17 protein-coding genes are annotated in these 22,841 nt (G+C 73.8%); 8 read left to right on the top strand and 9 right to left on the bottom strand.

Annotated features, from left to right (window positions below; all coding sequences use genetic code 11):
- Window positions 1-6 precede the first annotated feature (6 nt).
- Together ACTWQC_RS30880 and ACTWQC_RS30875 are read right to left on the bottom strand one after the other, a co-directional pair.
- Window positions 7-501, bottom strand: coding sequence for an SRPBCC family protein (locus ACTWQC_RS30880; RefSeq protein WP_443319136.1), 495 nt, complete (start codon window positions 499-501; stop codon window positions 7-9).
- Between the two features lie 56 nt (window positions 502-557).
- The gene (locus tag ACTWQC_RS30875) at window positions 558-1,409 is read right to left on the bottom strand and encodes a DeoR/GlpR family DNA-binding transcription regulator (RefSeq protein ID WP_443319135.1); all 852 of its coding nucleotides are present in this window, start codon (window positions 1,407-1,409) and stop codon (window positions 558-560) included.
- Window positions 1,410-1,556: 147 nt separating this feature from the next.
- Here ACTWQC_RS30875 and ACTWQC_RS30870 point away from each other — a divergent pair, with 147 nt between their 5' ends.
- Complete coding sequence (locus ACTWQC_RS30870; RefSeq protein WP_443319134.1) at window positions 1,557-3,992, top strand: hypothetical protein; 2,436 nt, start codon at window positions 1,557-1,559, stop codon at window positions 3,990-3,992.
- On the opposite strand, the gene ACTWQC_RS30865 is transcribed toward ACTWQC_RS30870, so the two are convergent.
- The 4 genes from ACTWQC_RS30865 to ACTWQC_RS30850 form a co-directional block, all read right to left on the bottom strand.
- On the bottom strand, window positions 3,962-6,430 hold the full coding sequence (locus ACTWQC_RS30865) for a right-handed parallel beta-helix repeat-containing protein (protein WP_443319133.1): 2,469 nt from the start codon (window positions 6,428-6,430) through the stop codon (window positions 3,962-3,964). The two genes, ACTWQC_RS30870 and ACTWQC_RS30865, sit on opposite strands and share 31 nt — an antisense overlap.
- 104 nt (window positions 6,431-6,534) lie before the next feature.
- Window positions 6,535-7,137 (bottom strand): Rv1733c family protein, encoded by a 603-nt coding sequence (locus ACTWQC_RS30860; RefSeq protein WP_443319132.1) that lies wholly within the window; start codon window positions 7,135-7,137, stop codon window positions 6,535-6,537.
- A gap of 120 nt (window positions 7,138-7,257) precedes the next feature.
- Complete coding sequence (locus ACTWQC_RS30855) at window positions 7,258-8,082, bottom strand: MOSC domain-containing protein (RefSeq protein WP_443319131.1); 825 nt, start codon at window positions 8,080-8,082, stop codon at window positions 7,258-7,260.
- Window positions 8,083-8,230: 148 nt separating this feature from the next.
- Complete coding sequence (locus tag ACTWQC_RS30850; protein ID WP_443319130.1) at window positions 8,231-8,737, bottom strand: DUF6643 family protein; 507 nt, start codon at window positions 8,735-8,737, stop codon at window positions 8,231-8,233.
- 316 nt (window positions 8,738-9,053) lie between these two features.
- Between ACTWQC_RS30850 and ACTWQC_RS30845 the strand changes: the two genes are divergently transcribed.
- Window positions 9,054-10,415, top strand: a complete 1,362-nt coding sequence (locus tag ACTWQC_RS30845; RefSeq protein ID WP_443319129.1) for a TerD family protein — start codon at window positions 9,054-9,056, stop codon at window positions 10,413-10,415.
- A gap of 32 nt (window positions 10,416-10,447) precedes the next feature.
- On the opposite strand, the gene ACTWQC_RS30840 is transcribed toward ACTWQC_RS30845, so the two are convergent.
- On the bottom strand, window positions 10,448-11,674 hold the full coding sequence (locus tag ACTWQC_RS30840; RefSeq protein ID WP_443319152.1) for a glycosyltransferase: 1,227 nt from the start codon (window positions 11,672-11,674) through the stop codon (window positions 10,448-10,450).
- 456 nt (window positions 11,675-12,130) lie between these two features.
- Here ACTWQC_RS30840 and ACTWQC_RS30835 point away from each other — a divergent pair, with 456 nt between their 5' ends.
- The 6 genes from ACTWQC_RS30835 (at window position 12,131) to ACTWQC_RS30810 (ending at window position 18,168) form a co-directional block, all read left to right on the top strand.
- Window positions 12,131-12,919, top strand: coding sequence for a glutamate racemase (locus ACTWQC_RS30835; protein WP_443319128.1), 789 nt, complete (start codon window positions 12,131-12,133; stop codon window positions 12,917-12,919).
- Window positions 12,920-13,042: 123 nt separating this feature from the next.
- Window positions 13,043-13,606 carry a hypothetical protein gene (locus ACTWQC_RS30830; RefSeq protein ID WP_443319127.1) on the top strand — a complete coding sequence of 188 codons (564 nt, stop codon included), beginning with the start codon at window positions 13,043-13,045 and terminating at the stop codon, window positions 13,604-13,606.
- Window positions 13,607-14,175: 569 nt separating this feature from the next.
- Window positions 14,176-14,655 carry an NUDIX hydrolase gene (locus tag ACTWQC_RS30825; RefSeq protein ID WP_443319126.1) on the top strand — a complete coding sequence of 160 codons (480 nt, stop codon included), beginning with the start codon at window positions 14,176-14,178 and terminating at the stop codon, window positions 14,653-14,655.
- A gap of 55 nt (window positions 14,656-14,710) precedes the next feature.
- Window positions 14,711-15,532 (top strand): 3-hydroxybutyrate dehydrogenase, encoded by an 822-nt coding sequence (locus ACTWQC_RS30820; RefSeq protein WP_443319125.1) that lies wholly within the window; start codon window positions 14,711-14,713, stop codon window positions 15,530-15,532.
- 277 nt (window positions 15,533-15,809) lie between these two features.
- Window positions 15,810-17,798 carry a helix-turn-helix domain-containing protein gene (locus tag ACTWQC_RS30815; RefSeq protein WP_443319124.1) on the top strand — a complete coding sequence of 663 codons (1,989 nt, stop codon included), beginning with the start codon at window positions 15,810-15,812 and terminating at the stop codon, window positions 17,796-17,798.
- A 94-nt stretch (window positions 17,799-17,892) separates the two neighbouring features.
- Window positions 17,893-18,168, top strand: a complete 276-nt coding sequence (locus ACTWQC_RS30810) for a CsbD family protein (RefSeq protein WP_443319123.1) — start codon at window positions 17,893-17,895, stop codon at window positions 18,166-18,168.
- Between the two features lie 26 nt (window positions 18,169-18,194).
- Here ACTWQC_RS30810 and ACTWQC_RS30805 read toward each other — a convergent pair whose 3' ends face one another.
- Together ACTWQC_RS30805 and ACTWQC_RS30800 are read right to left on the bottom strand one after the other, a co-directional pair.
- Window positions 18,195-19,580, bottom strand: coding sequence for an MFS transporter (locus ACTWQC_RS30805; protein ID WP_443319122.1), 1,386 nt, complete (start codon window positions 19,578-19,580; stop codon window positions 18,195-18,197).
- A gap of 130 nt (window positions 19,581-19,710) precedes the next feature.
- Window positions 19,711-22,626, bottom strand: coding sequence for an ATP-binding protein (locus ACTWQC_RS30800; protein ID WP_443319151.1), 2,916 nt, complete (start codon window positions 22,624-22,626; stop codon window positions 19,711-19,713).
- Window positions 22,627-22,841 lie beyond the last annotated feature (215 nt).

The following is a 22,841-nucleotide window of genomic DNA, read 5'->3' as shown; positions in this document are numbered from 1 at the left end:
GCCGGACTACCGGGCCGGGCCAGGGCCGGGCGGGGACGCGGCGAGTCGTCGGTCCAGGGAGCGGACCGCGCCGCGGAAGGCGTGTCCGATGCCGGGTCGGGCGAGCCGGACCGCGGCGCGCAGCAGGGCCGTCCCGTCCACGGCGAAGGTGTACTGCACCCGGGTGCCGGTGCGGGAGGGCGTCAGCCGCCACTCCTCCAACAGGGCCCGCAGACCAGGGGCGTTGGTCCGGTCGATCCGGTAGGCATAGCGCTCCCCCGGGTCGGCCGCCACGATCGTCTCGAGGAAGCGAGTGCCGCCCCTGAGGCGGATCTCGCGGCCCCTGCCGTCCTCGGTCGGCCGGGCGTAGGTCACCGCGCCGTACCACTCGGGCCAGCCCGGAACGTCGGACAGCCCCCGGAAGACGGCCTCCGGCGGGGCGGCCGCATCCGTGGTGAACACCAGCCGCAGCGGGGCGGACGCGACGAAGTCGAGCGTGACGGGGCGAAGCGGGTGCGCCACAAGCTCACACCTCCGGGGGAGTCGGCCGGCGTCGAAACACCCTAGCTAACGCACCGTCAGATGTCTGCGGCCGCTTCGACTTCCGCCTCCCCCGCGACCACCAGCTGCGCGAGGTGCTCCTTGATCTCCTCCCGGGCCTCGCCCGGCAGCCCGCCGTCGGTCACGAGCGCGTCCACCTGGTCCAGCGAGGCGAACGAACTGAGCCCCACCGTCCCCCACTTGGTGTGGTCGGCGACCACCACGACTCGCCGCGCCGACCGCACGAACTGCCGGTTCGTCTCCGCCTCCGCCAGATTCGGCGTCGAGAGCCCGGCCTCCACCGATATGCCGTGCACGCCCAGGAACAGCACGTCGAAGTGGAGCGAGCGGATCGCCTGGTCCGCGACCGGCCCGACCAGCGAGTCCGACGGCGTACGCACCCCGCCCGTCAGCACCACCGTGGCCGACCCGGGCCCGTGCACCTTGCCGCCGCGCGCGGCCGCCCGCTGCGCCGCGTGAAAGACATCCGCCACCCGCACCGAGTTCGTCACCACCGTCAGATCCGGCACATCGATCAGATGGTGCGCCAGCGCGAACGTCGTCGTGCCGCCCGACAGCGCGATCGCGCTGCCCGGCGCCACCATCGGCGCCGCGGCCCGCGCGATGTCCTCCTTCGCCGTCAGCTCCAGGCTGGACTTCGCCTCGAAACCCGGCTCGTGGGTGCTCGCCTCGGCGACCGGCACCGCCCCGCCGTGCACCTTCTCGATCAGGCCCTGCCGTGCCAGCGCGTCCAGATCCCGACGAACCGTCATGTCCGACACCCTGAGCTTGCGGGTCAGCTCGTTGACCCGCACCCCGCCCCGGCGCCTGACCTCGTCGAGGATCAGGGCCCGCCGCTGCTCCGCGAGGAGATTCTGGTTGTCGTTCACCCCGGCCCGTCCCTTCCGCCGACTGATCACCTCGGCCGTCCGCGTTCATCCTCCCACGCACGGGTGACAACCGGCCTGGCGCGCATCCGGCCGCGCTGGCAGGATCCTTGGGCGGGACATGTACGGATCGGGGGATCGGGGGATGCGATGGCGCCGGCCATGCAGCCGGGCACGGATGCGACGACGGGGGAGGCCACGGCACCCCGGGACGACGGGCCGCCACTGGCCCTCGAACTCCTGGTGCACGGGGTCGGCGGCACCACGCCGCAGGAGATGCTCGACGACCCCGGCACCGTCCGCGTCGGCGGGGACGAGACGGCGGGCATCCACCGGCGCCGCGAGGACGCCGACGCCGAATCCCGGCCCGCGGACTACCTCGACCGGCCCGTCCCCGAGGCGTACTCCTGGTGCAACCTGACCTCGGGCAACGGCGCCCGCGCCCTGTGGCTGGTCCTGCTGCCCTTCATGGTCGCCAACCTCGCCCACTGGATGCGGCCCGCCGCATCCGGCCGCGGCACCGCCGTACGGACGTACGGCGTGCTGGTGCGGCTGGTCTCCCTCAGCCTCACCGTGCTGCTGGTCGCCGCCGCCTGCGAGGTCGCGCTCGACCTGATCGCCTGGCAGTGCGCCGGCTCTGCGCCCTGCGCCCGCGGCAGGTCCTGGCTCGGGTTCCTCTCCCCGGAGCCGGGATCCCCCATGGTGGAGGCCAGGGGAGGCTGGTGGAGCGAGCCCGGCCGCAGGCTGGCCCTCGCCGCGGTCGTGCCCGCCGCCCTCACCGGCCTGCTGTGGTGGCTCTCGCACCGCACCTGGAGCGCGTACGAGTCGCAGCCGCCGCTGCGCCGCCCGGTCGGCGAGGAGGACCCCGAGGCCGGGGCCCGCCCCGCCCTGTGCCTGCCCGGCTTCTGGTACGGCCGCAGGCTCGTGGCCCGGCTGCGCGCCGCCCACACCGCGGCGGGATTCCTGACCGTCGCCGCCGCCCTCGCCGCTGCCGCCACCCGCTTCGACCGCAAGCCCGGCGGCAGCGCCTGGCTGGACGCGGTCGGCTGGGGGCTCGAGGTCACGCTGGTGGCCTCCGGGGCCTTCGTGGTGTGGGTGGTGTGCAGCAGGGGGCGCAGCGAGACCGAGCCGGACGACCGGATCGACCGGGCCGTCGTACGCGCCCTGCCCGGTACGGCCCTCGGCGTGCTCGGCGTCGCCGTGCTGCACGCCGCCTGGTCGCGCCCCGGCTGGGCCTCGAACGGGGTGCTGCCGGGCGACGAGACCTTCCGTGTGATCGCCCTCGTCCAGGGCACCCTGGTCGTCGCGATCGCCGCCACCGCCTGGTGGCTGCGGCGCTCCGCTGCGGACGACCGCGCCGCGCTGCACGGCCTCGGCGGAGCCGCGGTCGCGATGCTCGCCTGCGCGCTCGGCGGTCTGATGTCCGGCGGAGTGGCCCAGCGGGTCGCGGACTGGCTGGACGGCCCCGGTACGCCCGGCATGGGCGACGGGCCGATCGTCGGCCCGCCGGTCGTGCTCTCCTGGCAGGCCGCCGTCATTCCGGTGCCGCTGCTCGTCCTCGCCGCCCTGGCGGGCTACTTCGCGGGGAAGACCTGGCGGGTCTCCCGCCGGATGGCCGTCGAGGTGCGGGCGAGCCACCCGGGCGAGCCGGAGGACACCTCGCGCACCCGCGCCATCGCCCGCACCCTCGCCGCGGCCGAACTCACCGACCGCGCCCCCTGGTTCGTCGGCACCACCGCCGCCGTCACGCTCCTGCTCGGCGGCGGGGCGGTCCTCGGATCCTGGGCCACGGGGGAGGTGCCGGGAGAGGCGGCGGAGGGCACCACGGGCCTGGTCGCCGCGAGCGCCCAGACTGCCCAGGCGCTCGGATCCTGGCTGGTCGGCGTGGGGTTCATACTGCTGATCACTATGGGCAGGCGCGCCTACCGCGACCCCGCCGCCCGCCGCACCATCGGCATCCTGTGGGACGTCGGCACCTTCTGGCCGCGCGCGGCGCACCCCTTCGCGCCCCCCTGTTACGCCGAGCGCGCCGTCCCCGACCTGACCTGGCGGATGGCCACCTGGACGGAGAACACAGGCGGCCGGCTGGTGATCTCCGGCCACTCCCAGGGCAGCGTCCTCGCGGCCGCCGCGGTCTGGCAGCTCGACTGGCGCACCCGGCGCCGGGTGGCCCTGCTGACGTACGGCTCACCCCTGGAGCGGCTCTACGGGCGCTGGTTCCCCGCCTACTTCGGTCCGCGGCCGATGCGCGCCCTCCACCGCGAGCTGCACTGCTGGCGCAACCTGTGGCGCGGTACGGACCCGATCGGCGGACCCGTGCTGCCGCTCGACGGCACGGACCGGCAGGTGGACCGCGGGCCGCTGCGCGACCCCCTGGCGTACGGCCGCACGGCCGAACACCCGCTCCCCGCACCGATCCTGGGCCACGGCGACTACCCGGCGGACCCGGCCTTCGCCGAGGAGCGCGCAGGGCTCCTCGCCCGGCTCCCGGACGTGCCGCACCAGCGCGCCGCCGCAACCGCCGCGGCGCCCCGTCCTGAGGCCCCGGAAGCGGGTCAGGACAGCTCGGGGAGGTCCTCCGGGTAGAGGAGGGTCAGGTCGTCCGTGCTCGGGTCCGCGACCTGGGCGACCCGTCCCGCGTGCCGTTCCACCATCGCCTCGAAGGTCTGGCGGGCGGTCCTGCCGTTGCCGAACGCCGGGCCCTTCGGAATCACCGTGAAGTACTTGAGCAGCGCTTCCGCCGCGCCTTCCCCGATCCGGTACTCGTGCTCCTCGGCCTGCTGCTCCACGATGCGCAGCAGCTCCTCGGGTGTGTAGTCGCCGAACCTGATCGTGCGCGAGAAGCGCGAGGCCACACCGGGGTTGACGGACAGGAAGCGCTCCATCTCCGCGGTGTAGCCCGCGACGATCACCACGACCGCGTCGCGGTGGTCCTCCATCAGCTTCACCAGGGTGTCGATCGCCTCGCGGCCGAAGTCCCGCCCGGAGTCCTCGGGGGAGAGGGCGTACGCCTCGTCGATGAACAGCACGCCGCCGCGCGCCCGGTCGAACGCCTCCTGCGTGCGGATCGCCGTGGACCCGATGTGCTCGCCGACCAGGTCGACCCGGGAGACCTCGACGAGATGGCCGCGTTCCAGAACGCCGAGCGAGGCGAGGATCTCGCCGTAGAGCCGCGCGACCGTGGTCTTGCCGGTGCCGGGGGAGCCGGTGAAGACCAGGTGGCGCTTGACGGACGCCGCCTTGAGGCCCGCCTTCTGCCGCCGCCGGCCGACCTCGATCATGTCGGTGAGCGCGCGGACCTCCCGCTTGACGCTCTCCAGGCCGACCAGCCCGTCGAGTTCGCCCAGGACCTCGCCGGAGGGGCGGACCGGGGCGGCGGCCGCCGTTCCCGCCGGTGCGGCTGGCTCCGCGGGGGCCGTTGCCTGCTGGGGCACCGTGGAGAGCAGTCCGGCCGTACGGGCCTCGGTCTGCAGCGCGGGCACCGTGGCGGGCGCCGAAGGGGACCTGCGGTGCTCGGCGCTCTCGTCGCTGGTGCAGTCCTCGCAGACCGGCCCTCCCCCAGACCCTTCGGCATGGGCGGGGGGAGTACCCCCACCATCGGCGAACTCGTAGCCGCCGCGCGCGCACCGCTCGGTACGGCAGCGGGTCAGGGTCGTACGGCAGCCGTCGATGATGTGGAAGCCGTATCCGCCGCTGCCCGTCACCCGGCAGCTGTTGAAGGTCCCCCGGCCCTCCGCCGACACGTAGAAGCCCGCCTCCGAAGGGGAGGTGACCGTGCACCGCTCCACCGTCGGGTCGGCGCCCTTGGTGACGATGACGCCCGTCGCCGCCCCGTCGATGGTGCAGCCCGCGAGGGTGCCGCCGCTGCCGTGGTCGCGGAACCACGCCCCGGTCGTGGCCTCCCGGATCCGGCAGTCGTCCAGCTGCGCGCTCGCCCCGTCGCTCACCGACACCGCGGTGTTGCGGACCCCCGAGATGTCGCTGTCGACGACATCGGCGCGGGAGCCCCGATCGAGGACGAACAACGCGTCGGGTACGTCGTGCACCCGGCACGATTCGAGGACCGCGACCGCACCGTCGCTCACCCACACCGCCGGGTAGTCGCCCGTACTGTCATGTATCTCGCACTGGTTGGCGTCCACGCGGGTGCCCGGGTCCCAGACGGAAAGGCCGTTGCGCCCGAAGCGGCGCACCGTGCTGCGGGTGAGGGCGAGCACCGAGCGGGAGCGCAGGTCGACCGCGTTCTCCGGGATGTCGTGGAGCCGGCAGTCGGCGAGCGTGAGAACGGCGTCGGTGTCGAGCGTGACGCCGTCCGCCGACGTCCGGTGCACGGTGCAGTCGGTGAGGTGGCCGGTGGCCCGCGAGGCGATCTGCACGCCCGCGCCCTTGATCTCGTACACCTCGCAGCCGACCGCCTCCACTGAGCTGCCCTCGCCCGTCAGCGAGAGGCCGGCACCGGAGGCGTGGTGGATCCGGCAGCGCTCCAGGCGCGGGTGCGCGCCGCCGCGCACGGCCACGCCGGACTGGCCCGCGCTGACCACCTCGCACTCCTCGAAGAGCCCGCCCGAGCCGTCGAGGGTGGCGATGCCGACCCCGGCCGGGTTGTCCACGGTGCAGCGCCGGACGACGGGGCGGGCGCCACCGCGCACCTCGATGCCCGCGGCCGAACGGGTGGCCACCCGCAGATCCGTCAACTCCGGTGTCCCGTCCTCGACGAGCAGTGCAGGGGCGGCGGAGTCCTGGCCCTCGATGTGCAGCTGCTGGACGGTGGCCGAGGCACGCACCGTCAGGGCCACGCCGTCGGAGGGGGCGATGCGCACCGAGCCGCGGGAGCCGTCGGTACCGCGCAGGGTCACGGCCCGCTGGATCACCAGGTTCTCGCGGTACGTGCCGGGGGCGATGGAGAGCACATCACCGTCTCCCGCGGCCTCCAGGGCCGCGGCGAGGGAGGCGTACTCGCCTGTGCGGCGCCGCCACCGCGACGTGCCGGTGTGCGTCACCTGGACCGTGCCCTGTGGTGCCATGCTGCTGCTGTGCCCCCACCTCGTGCGTGCCTTCGCCGCGTACGGCTCGTACCGGTTGTGCTGGCGCACCACCGTAGCGCGCGCGGAGGAGGCGAGTTGACAGCTCAGCTGCCTGCGCCCGTCCTGCCCCAGTCCTGACCGGCCCGTTCCCAGGCCCGGTCCCAGTCCTCGTAACGCCGGTGCAACATGCGCCATACGGCCAGCCGCCGCGCGGCCTCCACGAGACCTGCCGCCGCGGCGCCGGCACCGGCGCCCGCGAGCATGGCGTGCGAGGTCGCCGTGGTGCGGTCCATGGGGCGGGGTACGAGCCGTCCGTGGTCGTCGGTCCAGACGCGGAAGCGGTCGCCGGGGGCAGCTGTACGCGGGGCGTCGGCAGGGCCGGTGTTCACGGTGCCGTCGGGGGCCGTCCAGTTGGCGACGACGCGCCGGCCGGAGTCACGGGCGGAGGAGGTCTCCGGGTCGGGGTCGACGGGCGGCTGCTGCATCAGCCGGACGACCGTTGCCGAGACGGGATGCCGCTGCTCATGCTGCTTGCGCACGGACTGCGCCAGCGCGTCCTGGGCCAGGGAGCCCACCGTGACCCCGGCGGCCGGGGCTCCGGCGGCGATGAACAGGGCGGCGAGCAGCGCCACCCAGGACTCGACGAGATCGGTCCGCCGGCGCAGCGGATTGCGCCGCCACCGCCAGAGCCCGGTCATCGCTCGCATGGCCGAACACCCCCTTCCGACTCCGTAAGTACCTCATGGAGCGCGGTACATGCCCGAAACGCACGAAGAGAGAGCAACGTCACCACCCATGAGTGATGCTCCACTTCACGCGAACACCGGCTAGTTCTCGATCTCCACGGGATCGCCGGTGCGGATCGTCCCGGTCCCCTCCGGGATCAGATTCTGGCCGAAGACGAGCCGGTCGCCGAAGCGCCGGTGGCGGGCCAGCGTGCGCAGGGGCTCCTTGCCGCGTTCGGCGGTCCGCTGGTCGGTCGTGGTGATCACGCAGCGGCTGCACGGCTTGACGACGCGGAAGGAGACCTCGCCGATCCGGATCCGGGACCAGTCGTCCTCGGCCCATGGAGCCGTGCCGTCCACGACGACGTTCGGCCGGAACCGGTTCATCGGGAGCGGGCCCTCGTCCGCGTGGTCGCCCTGCGCTATCAGGGAGTTGAGGGCGTCGAGAGAGGCCGTGGTGGTGACCAGGAGGGGAAAGCCGTCGGCGAACGTCACGGTCTCGCCGGAGCGGGCGTACGCCGGGTGAACCGGCCGCCTGCGCGCGGGCTCGTCGAGATGCACCAGCCGCACCTCGGTGCCGAGCCAGCCGCTGAACCACTCGGCCGCCGGCGCCCCCGCCGGCACCGCATCGACCTTGTCCCGCCAGACCTCCACGGCGGTCGTGCCGATGCGCTCGGGAACCTCGACGGTGAGCTGCTCACCTCCCGGTGCGGTGACCCGGACGCCGCCGTCGGGCAGCGGCCGGGCGGCCGCCAACGCCAGCCGCGGGTGCTCCCGTTGGGTCAGAAACCGGCCGTCCGGTCCGACCAACATCCACCTGCGGTCCCCTGCGAGCCCCCACGGCTCCACTGCCGCCTCGCTCGGGGCGCACCCCGCCACCGACTTGACCGGATAGACATGGACCGCGCTGAGCACAGGATTCCGCATGCGGTCAGTCTGCCAGCCGGGTCGGACACCCGCCCCGGCGGACGGCCCCTTGGACAGCCCGGCGGCCGCGACGACCGGACCGCGGGCGGCCGTGGGCGCGGTTCGCGGCCCGGCTGCGCCCCGTCAGTGGGCCGGTCAGCGGCCGGTGTCAGTAACCCCGGGCCGGGTACGGACGCCCGTACGGATCCTCGTACGGAGACGGTGCGGGCCGCGGGGCCTGGGCCGGGCGCGGAGCCTGTGCCGGACGCGGGGCCTGTGCCGGACGCGGGGCCGCCGGCCGGGGCGCGGCGGGGCGCATCTGGTCGTAGCCGGTGCCGCCGGGCGGCGTCGGGTGCTGCTGCGGCCCCGGGTACCCGCGCGGGCCGGTGGCCTGCTGCGGGATGTACGGCGCAGGGGCGTGCTGCAGCGGTGCGGGCTGCGGATAGCCGTACGAGGGCGTGTGCTGGGGGTGCTGGGACGGGCCGCCCGAGGGGAGCGCGGGCAGTGCCGGGGGGAGTGCCGGCAGGTAGCTGCCGGACTCGTACGCAGAGGGAACCCGGATGGGCGCGATCTGCGGCGTGCCGCGCTCTGCGACGAGGCTGTCGTAGATCGGCGTGTCCGGGAAGGAAGGCGCTGAGTAGTAGCCGCCGCCATAGGTGGAGCGGGGGGAGGTCATGCCTCATAAGTTAAGCCCACGATGTGCTGGTTGGGGAGACCGATAAGAGGGTTGTTTCTCGTGTTCGGAGTGACTCTGGGCCCCCAATGTGAGCGAACCTGGGGAAAGGGGACTTCTTGCCGGGTTGAAACCATGTAAAGGCCGAGTTCCCGGCGGGTTACCCGAGGTTGGCGGGCAGGGGCGCTCCGCGGGCTGTCCTCGGCACTTCCGGTACCGCACTCGGCGCGGCGGGCCTTAGGTTTGTCCCGGGACATCACAGAACCGGGTTCCGGCGGACCAGGGGCCGTAATTCCGGCGGATTCAAGAGGGGGAGAGCATGGCGATGCGCAAGGGCACGAACGTTCCGATTCCGGCGCCCGCGGTACGGGTCGAGCTGGGCTGGCGCAGCGGCGCCGGCGTGCCGGACGCCGACGCTTCGGCGCTGCTCCTCCAGGGATCCGGAAAGGTGCGTTCCGACGCGGACTTCGTCTTCTACAACCAGCCCGCGCACTCCTCGGGAGCCGTACGGCACGAGGGCAAGAGCACGGCAGGCGACGCCGTGACGGACACCCTGTCCGTGGACCTCGCCAAGGTCGAGCCCGCCATCGAGACCGTCGTCCTGGCCGCGTCCGCGGACGGCGGCAGCTTCGGGCAGGTGCCGGGTCTGTACGTCCGGGTGCTGGACGCGGCGGCCGGTGCGGAGCTCGCCCGCTTCGACAGCGACGACGCGACGGTCGAGACGGCCTTCGTGCTCGGCGAGCTCTACCGCAGGCAGGGGGCGTGGAAGTTCCGGGCCGTCGGGCAGGGCTACGGCACCGGACTCGCCGGGCTGGCCACGGACTTCGGGATCACGGTCGACGAGCCGCAGACCGCCGCTCCGGCTGCCCCGCCCGCTCCGGTCCAAGCTCCGGCTCCCGCCCCTGCGCCCCCTGCGCCCGCCCCTGCGCCGAATCCCGTCACCGCCCCACCCCCGGCGCCCGTGCAGCCGCCCGCGCCCTCCGCCGCTCCCATGCCCCCCGCCGCCGCTCCCGCGCCCCCCGGAGCGGGCCCGGCGCCGGTGCGCCTCACGAAGGTCACGCTCACCAAGCAGGCCCCGTCCGTCTCGCTGACCAAGCAGGGCGGTACGTCCGGGGCGATGCGGGTCAACCTCAACTGGCAGGTGCACAAGCAGTTCACAGGCTGGGGGAGCAAACTCGGCCGGGCCATGGCCATGCACTCCGACCTCGACCTCGACCTGTGCGCGCTGTACGAGCTCAGCGACGGCAGCAAGGGCGTCGTCCAGGCCCTCGGCAACGCCTACGGCTCCCTCCACCAGCCGCCGTTCATCCACCTCGACGGCGACGACAGGACCGGAGCGGTGTCGTCCGGCGAGAACCTCACGATCAACCTCGACTACAAGCAGTACTTCCGGCGGATCCTGATCTTCGTCACGATCTACGAGGGCGCGCGCAGCTTCGCCGACCTGCACGCCACCGTCACCTTGCACCCGCAGCACGGCGCGCCGGTCGACTTCTCGCTCGACGAGTGCACCGTCCCGTCCACGGTCTGCGCGCTCGCGCTCATCACCAACACGGGGGGCGGCGAACTCGTCGTCCAGCGCGAGGCCCGCTACCTGATCCCCGAGCGCGGAGTCAGCCCGCAGCGCACGGTCGACTACGCCTATGGCTGGGGGATGAACTGGACGCCGGGCCGGAAGTGACCGGGCGGCCCGGGGCGACCCTGGAGTGAGCCTTACGGCCCGGCGCCCTCCTCGGCGGCGCCGGCCCGGCCGGAGCGTGCCGTACGTGCCTGCTCCGGCCGCGGATACGTCCGCCCCTTCCAGGCGGCGCCCCGGCCCCGGTAGTGCTGCACGGCCGAGTCGACGGTCATCAGGAGGTAGAGGGCGGCCGTGAACGGCAGCAGCGGGGCGAGCCACAGCGGCTGGGCGTAGTAGCGCAGCATCGGCACGTAGGTCCCGGTCATCAGTGCCCACGCCGCGGCGCCCGGCAGCGCCGCGCCGGGGCTCCCGTACAGTGCACCGCCCAACAGCGCCACCGGGGGCGCGAGATAGACCACCGCGAGCCCCGCGACGGTCGCCACCAGCAGCAGGGGGTTGTGCCGCAGCTGCGCGTACGCGCTGCGGGACACCATCCGCCACAGCTCGCCCAGGCGCGGGTACGGGCGCACGCTGTCCACCCGGTCCGCGAGCCCCAGCCAGATCCGGCCGCCGCTGCGCTTCACCGCGCGCGCGAGCGCCACGTCGTCGATCACGGCGTACCGGATGCTCTCGGGGACGCCCGCCCGCACGGCGGCGGAGTCGCGCAGCAGCACGCAGCCGCCTGCCGCGGCCGCCGTCCGCGCATCCGCTCGGTTCACCCACCGGAACGGATACAGCTGCCCGAAGAAGTACACGAACGCGGGGACGATCAGCCGCTCCCAGGCCGTCGCCACGCGCAGCCGCGCCATCTGCGACACGAGGTCGAGCCCTGCCGTGCGGGCCGCGCCCACCAACTCCCGCAGGCTGTCGGGGGCGTGGGCGATGTCGGCGTCGGTGAGGAGCAGATACTCGGGGCCGGGCGTACGACGGGCGCGGGCGAGCGCGATGCCGTGCCGCACCGCCCACAGCTTGCCGGTCCAGCCGGGCTCCGGCTCGCCGGGGGAGGAGACGGTCAGCGCCAGGCCGTGGGTCCGTGCGGCGAGTTCGCGCGCGATGCGGCCGGTGCCGTCGGTACTGCCGTCGTCGACGAGGAAGATCTCGGCGTGGCCCGGATAGTCCTGCGCGAGCAGGGACCCGAGGCTCACGGGCAGCACCTCGGCCTCGTCCCGCGCGGGCACGACCACGGCCACGGCGGGCCAGTCACCGTCCTCCCCGCCGGCCGGAGCCCGCTCCGGCAGCCGTACCCCGGTCCGCCAGAACCCCCCTTGCCCGAGCAGCAACCACACCCACGCGGCGAACGATCCGGCAGCGATCCACGTCAGCACGCTCACCCACGGCAGTCTGCCGGACGGTGCCTTCGGGAACGGCGAGGCGCGTACGTTTCCGCCCGGCTGCCGACTGCCTGCCCGGCTGCCGGGGCGGCCGGGTTGGCGGGGTCGGCCGGGTTGGCGGGGTCGGCTGGGTTGGCCGGACGCACCGCTCCTGGGCGGGGGCGGGGGCTGGGCGCGGCCGCCGGGCCGGGCGATGCCGGGGAGTCCGGTCAGGCCGGATGCGCGCAGTCAGTCGGCCGCTGCCGCGGCCGGAGGCGATGGCGCCCGTACCTGCGCGCAGGGCGTGTGCTCGCCGGAGGGCGCTGCCGAGGATGTGGCTGGCCCCGCGCGGCCGCGGCCCCGCGCCCCTGATTCGGCGCGCGACCGGCGGCTGCCTGGCCGCAGGGCAGGCGTTCTGTGGACCCCGGCCGGAAGGGCTCAGGGGCCCTATCGCATAAGGTTTGGCGGGTGAAGATCGCGCTCATGGACTCCGGTATCGGGCTTCTGGCGGCCGCGGCCGCGGTCCGTCGGCTGCGGCCGGATGCCGCTCTCGTGCTCAGCTCGGACCCCGACAGCATGCCGTGGGGTCCGCGGACCCCGGACGACGTCACCGCGCACGCGCTCGCCTGTGCCAAGGCGGCCGCGGCGCACCGGCCCGACGCGCTGATCGTCGCGTGCAACACCGCATCCGTGCACGCCCTCCCCGCGCTCCGCACCGAGCTGGAGCCGGCGCTGCCCGTGATCGGAACGGTTCCGGCGATCAAGCCCGCCGCCGCGACGGGTGGTCCTGTGGCCATCTGGGCCACTCCCGCCACCACCGGCAGCCCGTACCAGCGCGGTCTGATCAAGGACTTCGCCGACGGGGTCGTGACCACGGAGGTGCCGTGCCCCGGGCTCGCCGACGCCGTGCAGCGCGCCGACGAGCAGGCGATCGACGACGCCATCGCCGCCGCGGCCGCCCTCACGCCCCGTGACGTAAGGGCCCTCGTCCTGGGCTGCACCCATTACGAACTCGTCGCCGAGCGGATCCGGGCCGCCGTACAGCCGCCGCAGCTGCCGCCGATCGCGCTGCACGGTTCCGCCGGGGCCGTGGCGGCCCAGGCGCTGCGCCGGATCGGCGCGCAGCCTGCGCCCGCGGCCGATCCGGCCGACCGGCTGACCGTGATCCTGGGCGGCCAGGAGGCCGCCCTCCCTGTCGCCGCCCTGGCATACGCCGAGGGGCGCGCGCTGACGGCCGGAAGCCCCGCGAACAGGTAGATCAGGCGCCCAGCGGGGTACCGGGCGGCTGCGCCCACGTGCTTCCCCCCATAGTGCGATGCACATACAGTCGCCGCCCGCAACCCCCTGCTGCGGCTGCCGATCACGGGTACGCTCACTCCCATGAGGGACGACCCCCAGGACCACTCGGGAGCGGCAGAACGCGTCCCCGAGGTCTGGACCGGGCGCGCTGTCAACCGCGCGCAGTGGCCGCTCGCCGCACTCGGCGCGGCCTGCATGGCCCTCGGCATCGAGCTCGCCGTGGACTCTCCGTGGACCTCCGGCATCGCCCCGCTCCTCATGTCCGTGATCGGCTGCGTCGCCGCCGGGCTGCTGATCCTCTTCGGCACGCTCGCCTTCGTCCACGTCCACGTACGGGTCGACAAGGAGGCCGTCGAAGTGCGCTGCGGCCACGTCGGCCTGCCGCGCCGCCGTATCCCGCTGGAGAACGTCGCCGGCGCCTACTTCGCGCCCCGCGTCACCCCTCATGAATGGGGCGGCTGGGGTTACCGCTGGCGCCCGGAGAAGGGCACGGCCGTCGTCGTACGCCGCGGCGAGGGTCTTGTCGTACGGCTCGGGGACGGCCGCGTCTTTACGGTGACCGTGGACGACGCCGAGGTCGCGGTGCGCGTCATCCGGGACCGGCTGCGCCGGATGGCTGCCGCCCGCCCCGCAGCCCAGGCCTGACCCCTGCCCTGCCGCGCATGGCCCCAGGCCGCGCAGCTGCCCTCGCCGGCGCCGAGGGCGAATTGCGCGGCGCTCGCGCCCGTATGGCCCGGGACGGGATCCGCGGCCGCGCCCAGCGGGCCGTATGGCGGAGTGACCGCGAGTGCCGCCCCGGCGAGGGCGGCGAGAGGGGGTGCGGCCAACGGCAGCACCGCTCCGCCGATCCGTCCGCAGGCGTATCCCGCAGCGACCGCGAGCAGTGCGAGGAGCATCCCTTCGGGGCGCGACTCGCGCCGGGCGGTGATGAGCGCCCAGCCGGCGCAACAGCCGATGACGACGACGCCGGTCACGTCTGCGGCGCCGCCGCGTTCCCGTACCGCCGGTCCTGCGGCAGACGGCGCCATCCCGTCGAACCCCAGCTCAGACGGGCTCCGCTCGCGGCAGCGGGGATGCCGCCGGTGGGCACATGGTTGGCCACACCGTAACGGCTGGGGCCGCAGCGTGTTGAGCCGTTGTGCGGAAACGATGCGGCGCAAGGGGGCCCGGCGGGACGTCAGGGGCGGGATTCGCCTTGCCGATACGCTCGATGCATGGCGACCCCCGACTTCATCCGCGAGCTGCGCGCGAGCGCCGGGCACCAGCTCCTCTGGCTCCCCGGCGTCAGCGCCATCGTCTTCGACGACGACGGCCGGGTGCTGCTCGGGCGGCGGGCCGACACCGGCAGGTGGTCGATCATCGGAGGCATCTGCGACCCCGGCGAGCAGCCCGCCCAGACGGCTGTGCGCGAGGTGTACGAGGAGACGGCGGTGCGCTGCGTGCCGGAGCGGGTCGTCCTCGTCCAGGCGCTCGACCCCATCGAGTACCCCAACGGCGACCTGTGCCAGTTCATGGACATCACGCTGCGCTGCCGGGCGGTCGGCGGCGAGGCGCGGGTCAACGACGAGGAGTCCCTGGACGTGGCGTGGTTCCCGCTGGACAGGCTGCCCGATCTGGAGGACTTCGTCCTCATGCGGATCAAGCAGGCGCTGGGCGAGGGACCGGCGTGGTTCGAGCCCATCGTCACTCTCTGAACTGTGTGGCGCTGCCACATCGGTCGCGCGGCACCCGCTCCTTAGTGTGCCGGTCATGACCGTCCCCTCCCCATCAGGTCCCGCCCCCGCCGCCGGTCCTGCCCCCCACACCGTCGCCCTCGACCTCGGCGGCCGCACCGCGCTCGTCACCGGTGCGGCCAGCGGCATCGGCAGCGCCTGCGCGCTCCGGCTCGCCGCCGCGGGAGCCAAGGTGCGGGCCGTGGACCGGGACGCCGCGGGGCTCGACACCCTCGCCGAACGCGCCGCCGGGCTGGCCGGTGCCCTCGAGCCGCACACCCTGGACCTCACCGACCTCGACGCCGCGGAACAGGCCGCCGCGGGCTCCGATGTCCTGGTCAACAACGCCGGTCTGCAACTCGTCCGCCCCATCGAGGAGTTCCCGCCCGAGGTGTTCTCGACGGTCCTCACGGTGATGCTGGAGGCGCCGTTCCGGCTCGTACGCGGTGCCCTTCCGCACATGTACGGCCAGGGGTGGGGCAGGATCGTCAACATCTCGTCCGTGCACGGCCTGCGCGCATCCGCGTACAAGTCCGCGTACGTCGCCGCCAAGCACGGTCTCGAGGGGCTCTCCAAGGTCGCGGCGCTCGAGGGCGCCCAGCACGGCGTCACCTCCAACTGCGTCAGCCCCGGCTACGTCCGCACCCCGCTGGTCGAGCTGCAGATCGCCGACCAGGCCGCCGCCCACGGCATCTCCGCCGAACGCGTCGTCTCCGAGGTGCTGCTGGCGGGGTCGGCGCTGAAGCGGCTCGTGGAGCCCGAGGAGGTCGCCGAGGCCGTGGCCTACCTGTGCTCTCCGCAGGCCTCGTTCATCACCGGAGCCTCGCTCCCGCTCGACGGCGGATGGACCGCGCACTGAACGCCTCCGGCGCGGAGGACGGGAGGGCCGGCCCGCCCGGCCCCTCGGCCCGCCCCGCCGCCGAAGGCACTCCGGGCCCCGGCAGCCGGGTCGGGCCGCCCCAGCCGTCCGGCGGGCGGCCCGACGTCGTGCGGCGGCCGACGGCGGGGACGGCGGCGCGGGCCCCGGCGCACCCGTACTCCCCGGCGCCCGTGCGGGCGCCGGCGGGCCCCTTCAGGCACGGGCACCGCGGCCCGAGGCTGGCGCAGGCGCCGGTCGGGCAGGTATCCCTGTGACCATGTCCCGAGCACGACCGCGGCCCGCCGCATCCACCGCCGAAGCCCCCTACCTGGAGCTTCTCTCCCGCGGCGCGCCGGCGGAGGAGTACGAGCGCCCCGTCCTGCGCGCCCGCGCCGAAGGCGCCTCCGCGGAGGAACTCGCGAGCCTGGAGCGCGGCAAGCTCCTCGCCCTGCGGGTGCGCACCGAGCTGGAGGGGCGGCGGCGCCGCGAGGCGGAGCTGTCCGCCCTCTTCGAGACCGCCCACGACCTGGCCGGGCTGCGCGACCTCGACGCCGTGCTGCACGCCATCGTGCAGCGGGCCCGCTCGCTGCTGGGCACCGAGGTCGCGTATCTGACCCTCAACGACCCCAAGGCCGGCGACACGTACATGCGCGTCACGGACGGGTCGGTCTCGGCACGGTTCCAGCAGCTGCGGCTCGGGATGGGGGAGGGGCTCGGCGGGCTCGTCGCCCAGACCGCCCGCCCGTACGTCACCGACAGCTACTTCGACGACGCGCGGTTCCAGCACACCCGCACCATCGACGCGGGCGTCCAGGACGAGGGCCTCGTCGCGATCCTCGGCGTACCGCTGGTGCTCGGCAGCGGCGTGATCGGCGTGCTCTTCGCCGCCGACCGCCGCGCCCGCGTCTTCGAGCGCGAGCAGATCGCCCTGCTCGCCTCCTTCGCCGCGCACGCCGCCGTCGCGATCGACACCGCCAACCTCCTCGCCGAGACCCGGTCAGCCCTCGCCGAGCTGGAGGCCGCCAACGAGATCATCCGGGACCGCAGCGGTGTCATCGAGCGCGCCTCCGAGGTGCACGACCGGCTCACCGAACTGGTGCTGCGCGGCGGGGGAGTGGACGATGTCGCCGACGCGGTGGCCGAAGTGCTGCGCGGCGCGGTCGAGTTCGCCGAGGCCGGAGCCGCGCCCGCTCCGGCCGTCGACCGGTCGCGCGCCGACGGCCACGCCGTACGGCACGGCGACGACTGGGTGGCCGCCGTCTCCGCGGGCGGCGAACTCCTCGGCGCCCTCGTCCTGCACGGCCACCCCGGCCTCGACCCGGTCGACCAGCGCACCTTCGAGCGGGCCGCCATGGTCACCTCCCTCCTGCTGCTCGCCCGGCGCTCCGCCGGCGAGGCCGAGCAGCGGGTCCGCGGAGAGCTCCTCGACGACCTCCTCGACGCGCCGGACCGCGACCCGGGGCTGCTCCGCGAGCGCGCGGCCCGGCTGCAGGCCGACCTCGACGCGCCGCACGTCGTGCTCTCCGCGCGCGTGGAGGTGTCGCCCGCGGCGGGCGCCCGGCCGGGGGTACGCCCCCTGGCTGCACCGGGGGTGCCCTCACCGCCGAGGGCGGGGGGCGAGACCGCAGAGCAGGAGACCGCCGACCGCCAGCGGCTGTGGTCCGCCGCATCCCACCTGGCCGCCACCCGGCACGGCCTGGCCTCGGCGCGCGACGGCGGCACCGTGCTCCTGCTGCCGCTCGGCTCAGGCGACACCGCGGCCGCGACCGCGCGGCACGCCGCCCGGCAGCTCGGCACCGCCGTGCACCACCCCGTCACGGTGGGCGCCTCCGCGCCCGTGCCCGAGCCTGCTGCGCGGCCCGGGTCCGTGGCCGCCGGGTACGCGGAGTCCCGGCGCTGTCTCGAGGCGCTGCGTCTGCTGGGCCGGGCGGGAGAGGGCGCCGCCGCCGAGGACTTCGGCTTCCTCGGGCTGCTGCTGGCCGACAGCCGGGACGTCGGTGCCTTCGTGCACCGCACCATCGGCGCCGTCACCGACTACGACGAGCGCCGGGGAACCGACCTGGTCCGCACCCTCGAGGCGTACTTCGCCTGCGGGATGAGCCCGGCCCGTACGAAGGACGAGCTGCACGTACACGTCAACACGGTCGCCCAGCGTCTGGAGCGCATCGGCCGGCTCCTGGGCTGCGACTGGCAGTCGCCCTCCCGGGCCCTGGAGGTCCAGCTGGCGCTGCGGCTGCACCGGCTGGGCGGCGCCGTCGACCGCTGACGGCTCCGCCCGGCGTGCGTGCTCGCACCCCCTGCGGCAGCGTGGACGGCGGACGAATTCCGTCCACATCCGACAGGACAGGAAAGGCAGTTCCATGAGCTCCATGGGAGAGCAGAGCGGCGGCCGTCGCGGCAGCGCCGACAAGATGAGCGGTGCGGCGGACTCGATGAAGGGCCGGGCCAAGGAGATGGCGGGCGAGGTCTCCGGGGACGAACAGATGCGTGTCAAGGGCATGGCCGAGCAGGCCAAGGGCAAGGCCAAGCAGGCGGCGGGCCGGGCGAAGGAGAACATCGCCGGAGCCCGGAACTCCATGAAGGGCAAGAACAAGAGCAAGAGTCAGGGAGAGGGGCAGGGCCGGCGCAAGCGCTGAGCCGGCGGCCGCGCCCCGCTCAGGGCTCAGACCGTACGGGCCGGGGGCGCAGTGGCCGGGGCGTCCGCGGCGGTGTGCTCCGGTTCGATCGCGGCCAGGTCGCGGTCCCGGGTCTCCCGGGCGGCTCCCACCGCGACCAGGGTGAGCAGCGCGGCGGCGATCACGTAGAGGGCGATCGGGGTCGCGCTGCCGTAGTCGGCGAGCAGCGCGGTGGCGATCAGCGGAGCCGGGGCGCCGGCCGCCACCGACGAGAACTGGGCGCCGATCGAGGCGCCCGAGTACCGCATCCGGGTCGCGAACATTTCCGAGAAGAAGGCCGCCTGGGGCGCGTACATCGCACCGTGGAAGACGAGGCCGACCGTGACCGCGAGCAGCAGGTTCCCGAAGGTCTCCGTGTCGATCAGTGCGAAGAAGGGGAAGGCCCAGAGGCCGACGCCCGCGGCGCCCAGCAGGTAGACGGGCCGTCGCCCGACCCGGTCGGAGAGCGCGCCCCAGGCCGGGATCACCGCGAAGTGCACGGCGGACGCGATCAGTACGGCACCCAGCGCGGTCTGCTTGTCCAGGCCCGCCTGGCTGGTGGCGTAGACGAGGACGAACGCGGTGATCACGTAGTAGCTGATGTTCTCCGCCATCCGCGCGCCCATGGCCACCAGCACATCGCGCCAGTGGTGCCGCAGTACGGCGACCAGCGGCGCCTTCTCCACCAGGTCCTTATCCGCGGCCTTGCGGGCCTCGGCGCGGGCGAGGGCCTCCTTGAAGACGGGCGACTCGTCTACGGAGAGCCGGATCCACAGGCCGACCATCACCAGGACGCCGGACAGCAGGAATGGCACGCGCCAGCCCCAGGACGTGAACGCGCTGTCGGACAGGAGAGCGGTGAGCGCCGACAGCACGCCCGTGGCGAGCAGCTGTCCGGCCGGGGCACCGGTCTGCGGCCACGAGGCCCAGAATCCGCGCCGCTTCGCGTCCCCGTGCTCCGAGACGAGCAGCACCGCGCCGCCCCACTCACCGCCGAGCGCGAAGCCCTGGACCAGGCGCAGGAGCGTGAGCAGCAGCGGTGCGGCAGATCCGATGGTGGCGTGGGTGGGCAGCAGGCCGATGGCGAACGTGGCGCCGCCCATCAGCAGCAGGCTCAGCACGAGCAGCTTCTTGCGGCCGAGCCGGTCGCCGTAGTGGCCGAAGACCAGCGCGCCGATCGGCCGGGCGGCGAATCCCACGGCGTACGTGAGGAAGGACAGCAGCGTGCCGACGAGCGGGTCGGAGCCGGGGAAGAAGAGCTTGTTGAAGACGAGCGCGGCGGCCGAGCCGTAGAGGAAGAAGTCGTACCACTCGATGGTGGTGCCGATGAGGCTCGCGGCGACGATGCGGCGGAGTGAGCCGGGGGGCGTGGGCGCTGGGGCCGGGACTGCCATGGTCACCACTTCCGGGCGGGGACAGGGGCGTTTACGGTTTCGCCACACCGTAGAAACGCGCAGGTCAGTGGCACATGTGGTGGGACACCACACTTCGGCCGTCCCGTGTGCGCCCGGCAACCATGAAGGATCAGAGGCGCGGTGTCAGCGGCGTCCCCGACTGCTGTCCGATCATCCCCGGCAGACCTGCGGGGTCGGAGCCGACCTTGCGGTAGACACCCGACAGCAGCTGGGCCACGGCCCTTTCCTGCGTGCCCAGCGCCTCGGCGATGCGCGTGTTCGACCAGCCGCGTGCCGCCCACTCGGCCACCGTCCGCTCCTGTGCGGTGAGTGACTCCGTATCGCCGGTGCGCAGCTGGAGCGGCGGCAGACCGGCGACGTCCAGCTCGTCGCGGGCTCGCGCCGCAAGGGCGTCGGCCCCGCAGTGCACGGCGCCTTCCAGACCGCGGTGGAGCTGCTCTGCCGCGTCCTGCGGCAGCCCGGCGCGGCGCAGGGCAGCGCCGTGGTCGACCAGGGCTATGGCCAGGTCGTACCCGGACGGGGAGCGTTCCAGGTGCTCAACGGCCTCCGCGAGCAGTCTGATCCGGTCCTCACCGCGAGATACGGCCGCCGCCGCGCGCAAAGACTGCCCGATCGCGGACTGGGTACCGAAGCGGCGAGCCCTCCGGACGCTTTCGGAGGCGAACTCGACAGCCCGTCCGGGGTCGGACAGCTCCAGAGCACGGGCGAGATGAAGCTGCCAGGGGCACCACGCGGGGTTGCGCATCCCGCGTGGCTCCAGTCGGGCGCCGACCTGCTTCAGCTGCTGCTCGGCCTCCCGCCGCATGCCGAGGGCGAGCAGCAACTCGCTGTACACGGTCTGGGAGTCGGGGTAGACGACCGCATTGGGCACCACATCGCCGTAGCCGTATGTGGCGGCGAGCTCCTGGGCTTCCCTGGTCCGGCCGCGGGCGAGGAGGATCTCGATCAGGATGCCGATGGCGAACCACTGCGCGGGCACGCGGTGCCCCACCCGGTCGGCGATCCGCAGTCCACCGCGTACCAGCATCTCGGCCTCGTCGAGGCGTCCGCGGCGATAGCGGATATAGCCCAGAAGAGTGAATCCGAAGGACAGATGGGCGCCGCGCCAGCCCTTGTTCTCGCATTCGGCGATGCCCTTGTTGAACAGCTCCTCCGCTCGTCCCGGCTGGTCGCAGTACATGAAGGTGAGCGCGACCAGGACCGGGACCTCGAAGCCCCACTCGTCGTTGGTCCAGCTCAGGCCCTCGCCGAGAGCTTCCTCCGCGTAGTGCAAGGCCGTGCTCGCGGGCTCGCCGCGCACCATCGCGTCCCAGGCCCGCAGACCCAGGATGTACCGCTCGGCGATGCCACGGCCGCTGAGGTGCTCGGCGAGCCTGGCCAGCTTGCGTGAGCGCGCGGGCGAGTTCTCCTCGTCGGCCCGGAAGGCGTTCCACATGAACTGCTCCGCTTGCATGCGCAGCCGGGTGCGGGCGTTGGTCGCCTGCCGGGCGGCTTCGGTCACCGTCTCGGCGGCTTCCGCCATCCGGTCCGAGTGGCCGAGGGCCTGGGCGAGCCGGTAGGTGATCGCTTCGCGCAGAGCCGAGTCGAGCACGGGCTCGTCCAGCGCCGCCCTCAGATGGTTGACCGTGGTCGCGGGTTCGGTGAGCAGGGCGGAACATCCGAGCTCGAAGAGAACCCCGGCCCGGTCTTCCGGAGCGGGCGGCTCCCGCAGCGCGCGGGCGAGGCAGCGCCGGGCGGCCTCGGGAGCGCCGGCCCGGAGGTACTCACGGGCTGCTTCCCGCAGCTGCTGTACGGCCCAGGGGTCGCTCTCGGGATGCATCTCCAGCAGATGCCGGGCGACCCTGGTGGTGCCGAGGCCCGCGCTCGAGACGGTCACGGCGGCCTGGCCGTGCATGGCGACCCGGAACGCCGCGGGGATCGCCCGGTAGACGGCGGTGGCGACCAGGGGGTGGAAGAATTCCAGGTGATCGTCGTCGGCTGGGTCTGCGGGGTCGGCGAGAATGCGGGCCTCCCGCAGCCGGGCGACGGCATCGGCGGACTCGGCGTCGCCCAGTCCGCCGACGTTCGCGGCCAGGGTCCGGGAGGCCTCGGCGCCCAGCACGGCGGCGCTCCAGGCGAATCGGACCGCGGAGGTGCCCAGCCGCTCCAGCCGCTCGACGACATCACTGCCCTTCACCGCCGAGGCCAGTTCGCGCAGTTCGGGAATGTGCACATCCTGCGGCTTCAGCCCGCGCTCGGCGACCTTGGCGGTGAGTTCGACGGTCTCGAAGGGATTGCCGCCGGTGACCGCCCAGGTCTCGCGGCAGAACGCCTCGTCGGCCTCCTCGCCCAGGGCCTCCCGGACGATCCGGCTCACCGCGTTCGGCGTCAGCGTCGCCAGATCGAAGGGCCGCGAACCCTGGCGGTCCACGAGTTTCCCGAACGTCATTGCCGAGGCCGGGAGTTCATCGGGACGGTAGGCCACGACGAGCAGCATCGGGAGTTCAGTGGCCCGTGGCGCGAAGCCGGTGAGCCAGGCCAGCGACTCCGCGTCGGCCCAGTGGGCATCGTCAAGGATCACGACCAGGGGCGCGTGCTGCACGGCGAAGCGGGTGGCGATCCAGTCCAGGCCGTCGCGCACACCCTGCGGGTCGGGCGAGCCGACGTCCCCGGCCACCAGGCCCACGGCGGGCGCGACGATGTCGTACCAACTGCCCATGATCCGGCGGTGTTCCTGCTCGGTGCCGGAGGCGAGTACGGGCTGCACGAGCTGACGCACGACGTGGAAGGCCACTTCCTGTTCGTGCTCGCCGCCGCGCGCGACGAGCACGGTGCATCCGCGGTCGGCGGCCCTTCTGCGTACCTCGGCGAGGAGCGTCGTCTTGCCGAGTCCGGCCGGGCCGGCGAACGCCAGTATGCCGCCGGACCGGGGTGTGCCCGACGCAGTCGGCGGGACGCACAGATCCGTCAGCAAGGCGTCCAGGGCGGCCAGTTCCGGTTCCCGCTCGAGCAGCAACCGGTGCGGCCGGCGCTGCCGGTCTCCCATGTCCTCCACGTCCGTTCCTTCGACCGTACGACCGTGACTCTTCGGCAAGTACCGCAGAGCGTACGCCCGTAGGGACTCCCCGTAATCCGCGCGGACGTTTTCCTGGGGGACACGAGCGGAATCTGGTACTGCCGACAGCCGGGTCGACGATCCCCGTCCGTCCCCAGAGAGGGGCGCATGTGTGGTCGCGTACGCCGGTATCACGCCACCGCGCA

This window comes from Streptomyces sp. 8N616, assembly GCF_052246385.1.
Classification (GTDB): domain Bacteria; phylum Actinomycetota; class Actinomycetes; order Streptomycetales; family Streptomycetaceae; genus Streptomyces.
The sequence above is the reverse complement of the archived record's forward strand: the minus strand, read 5'-3'. Positions and strand labels throughout refer to the sequence as shown.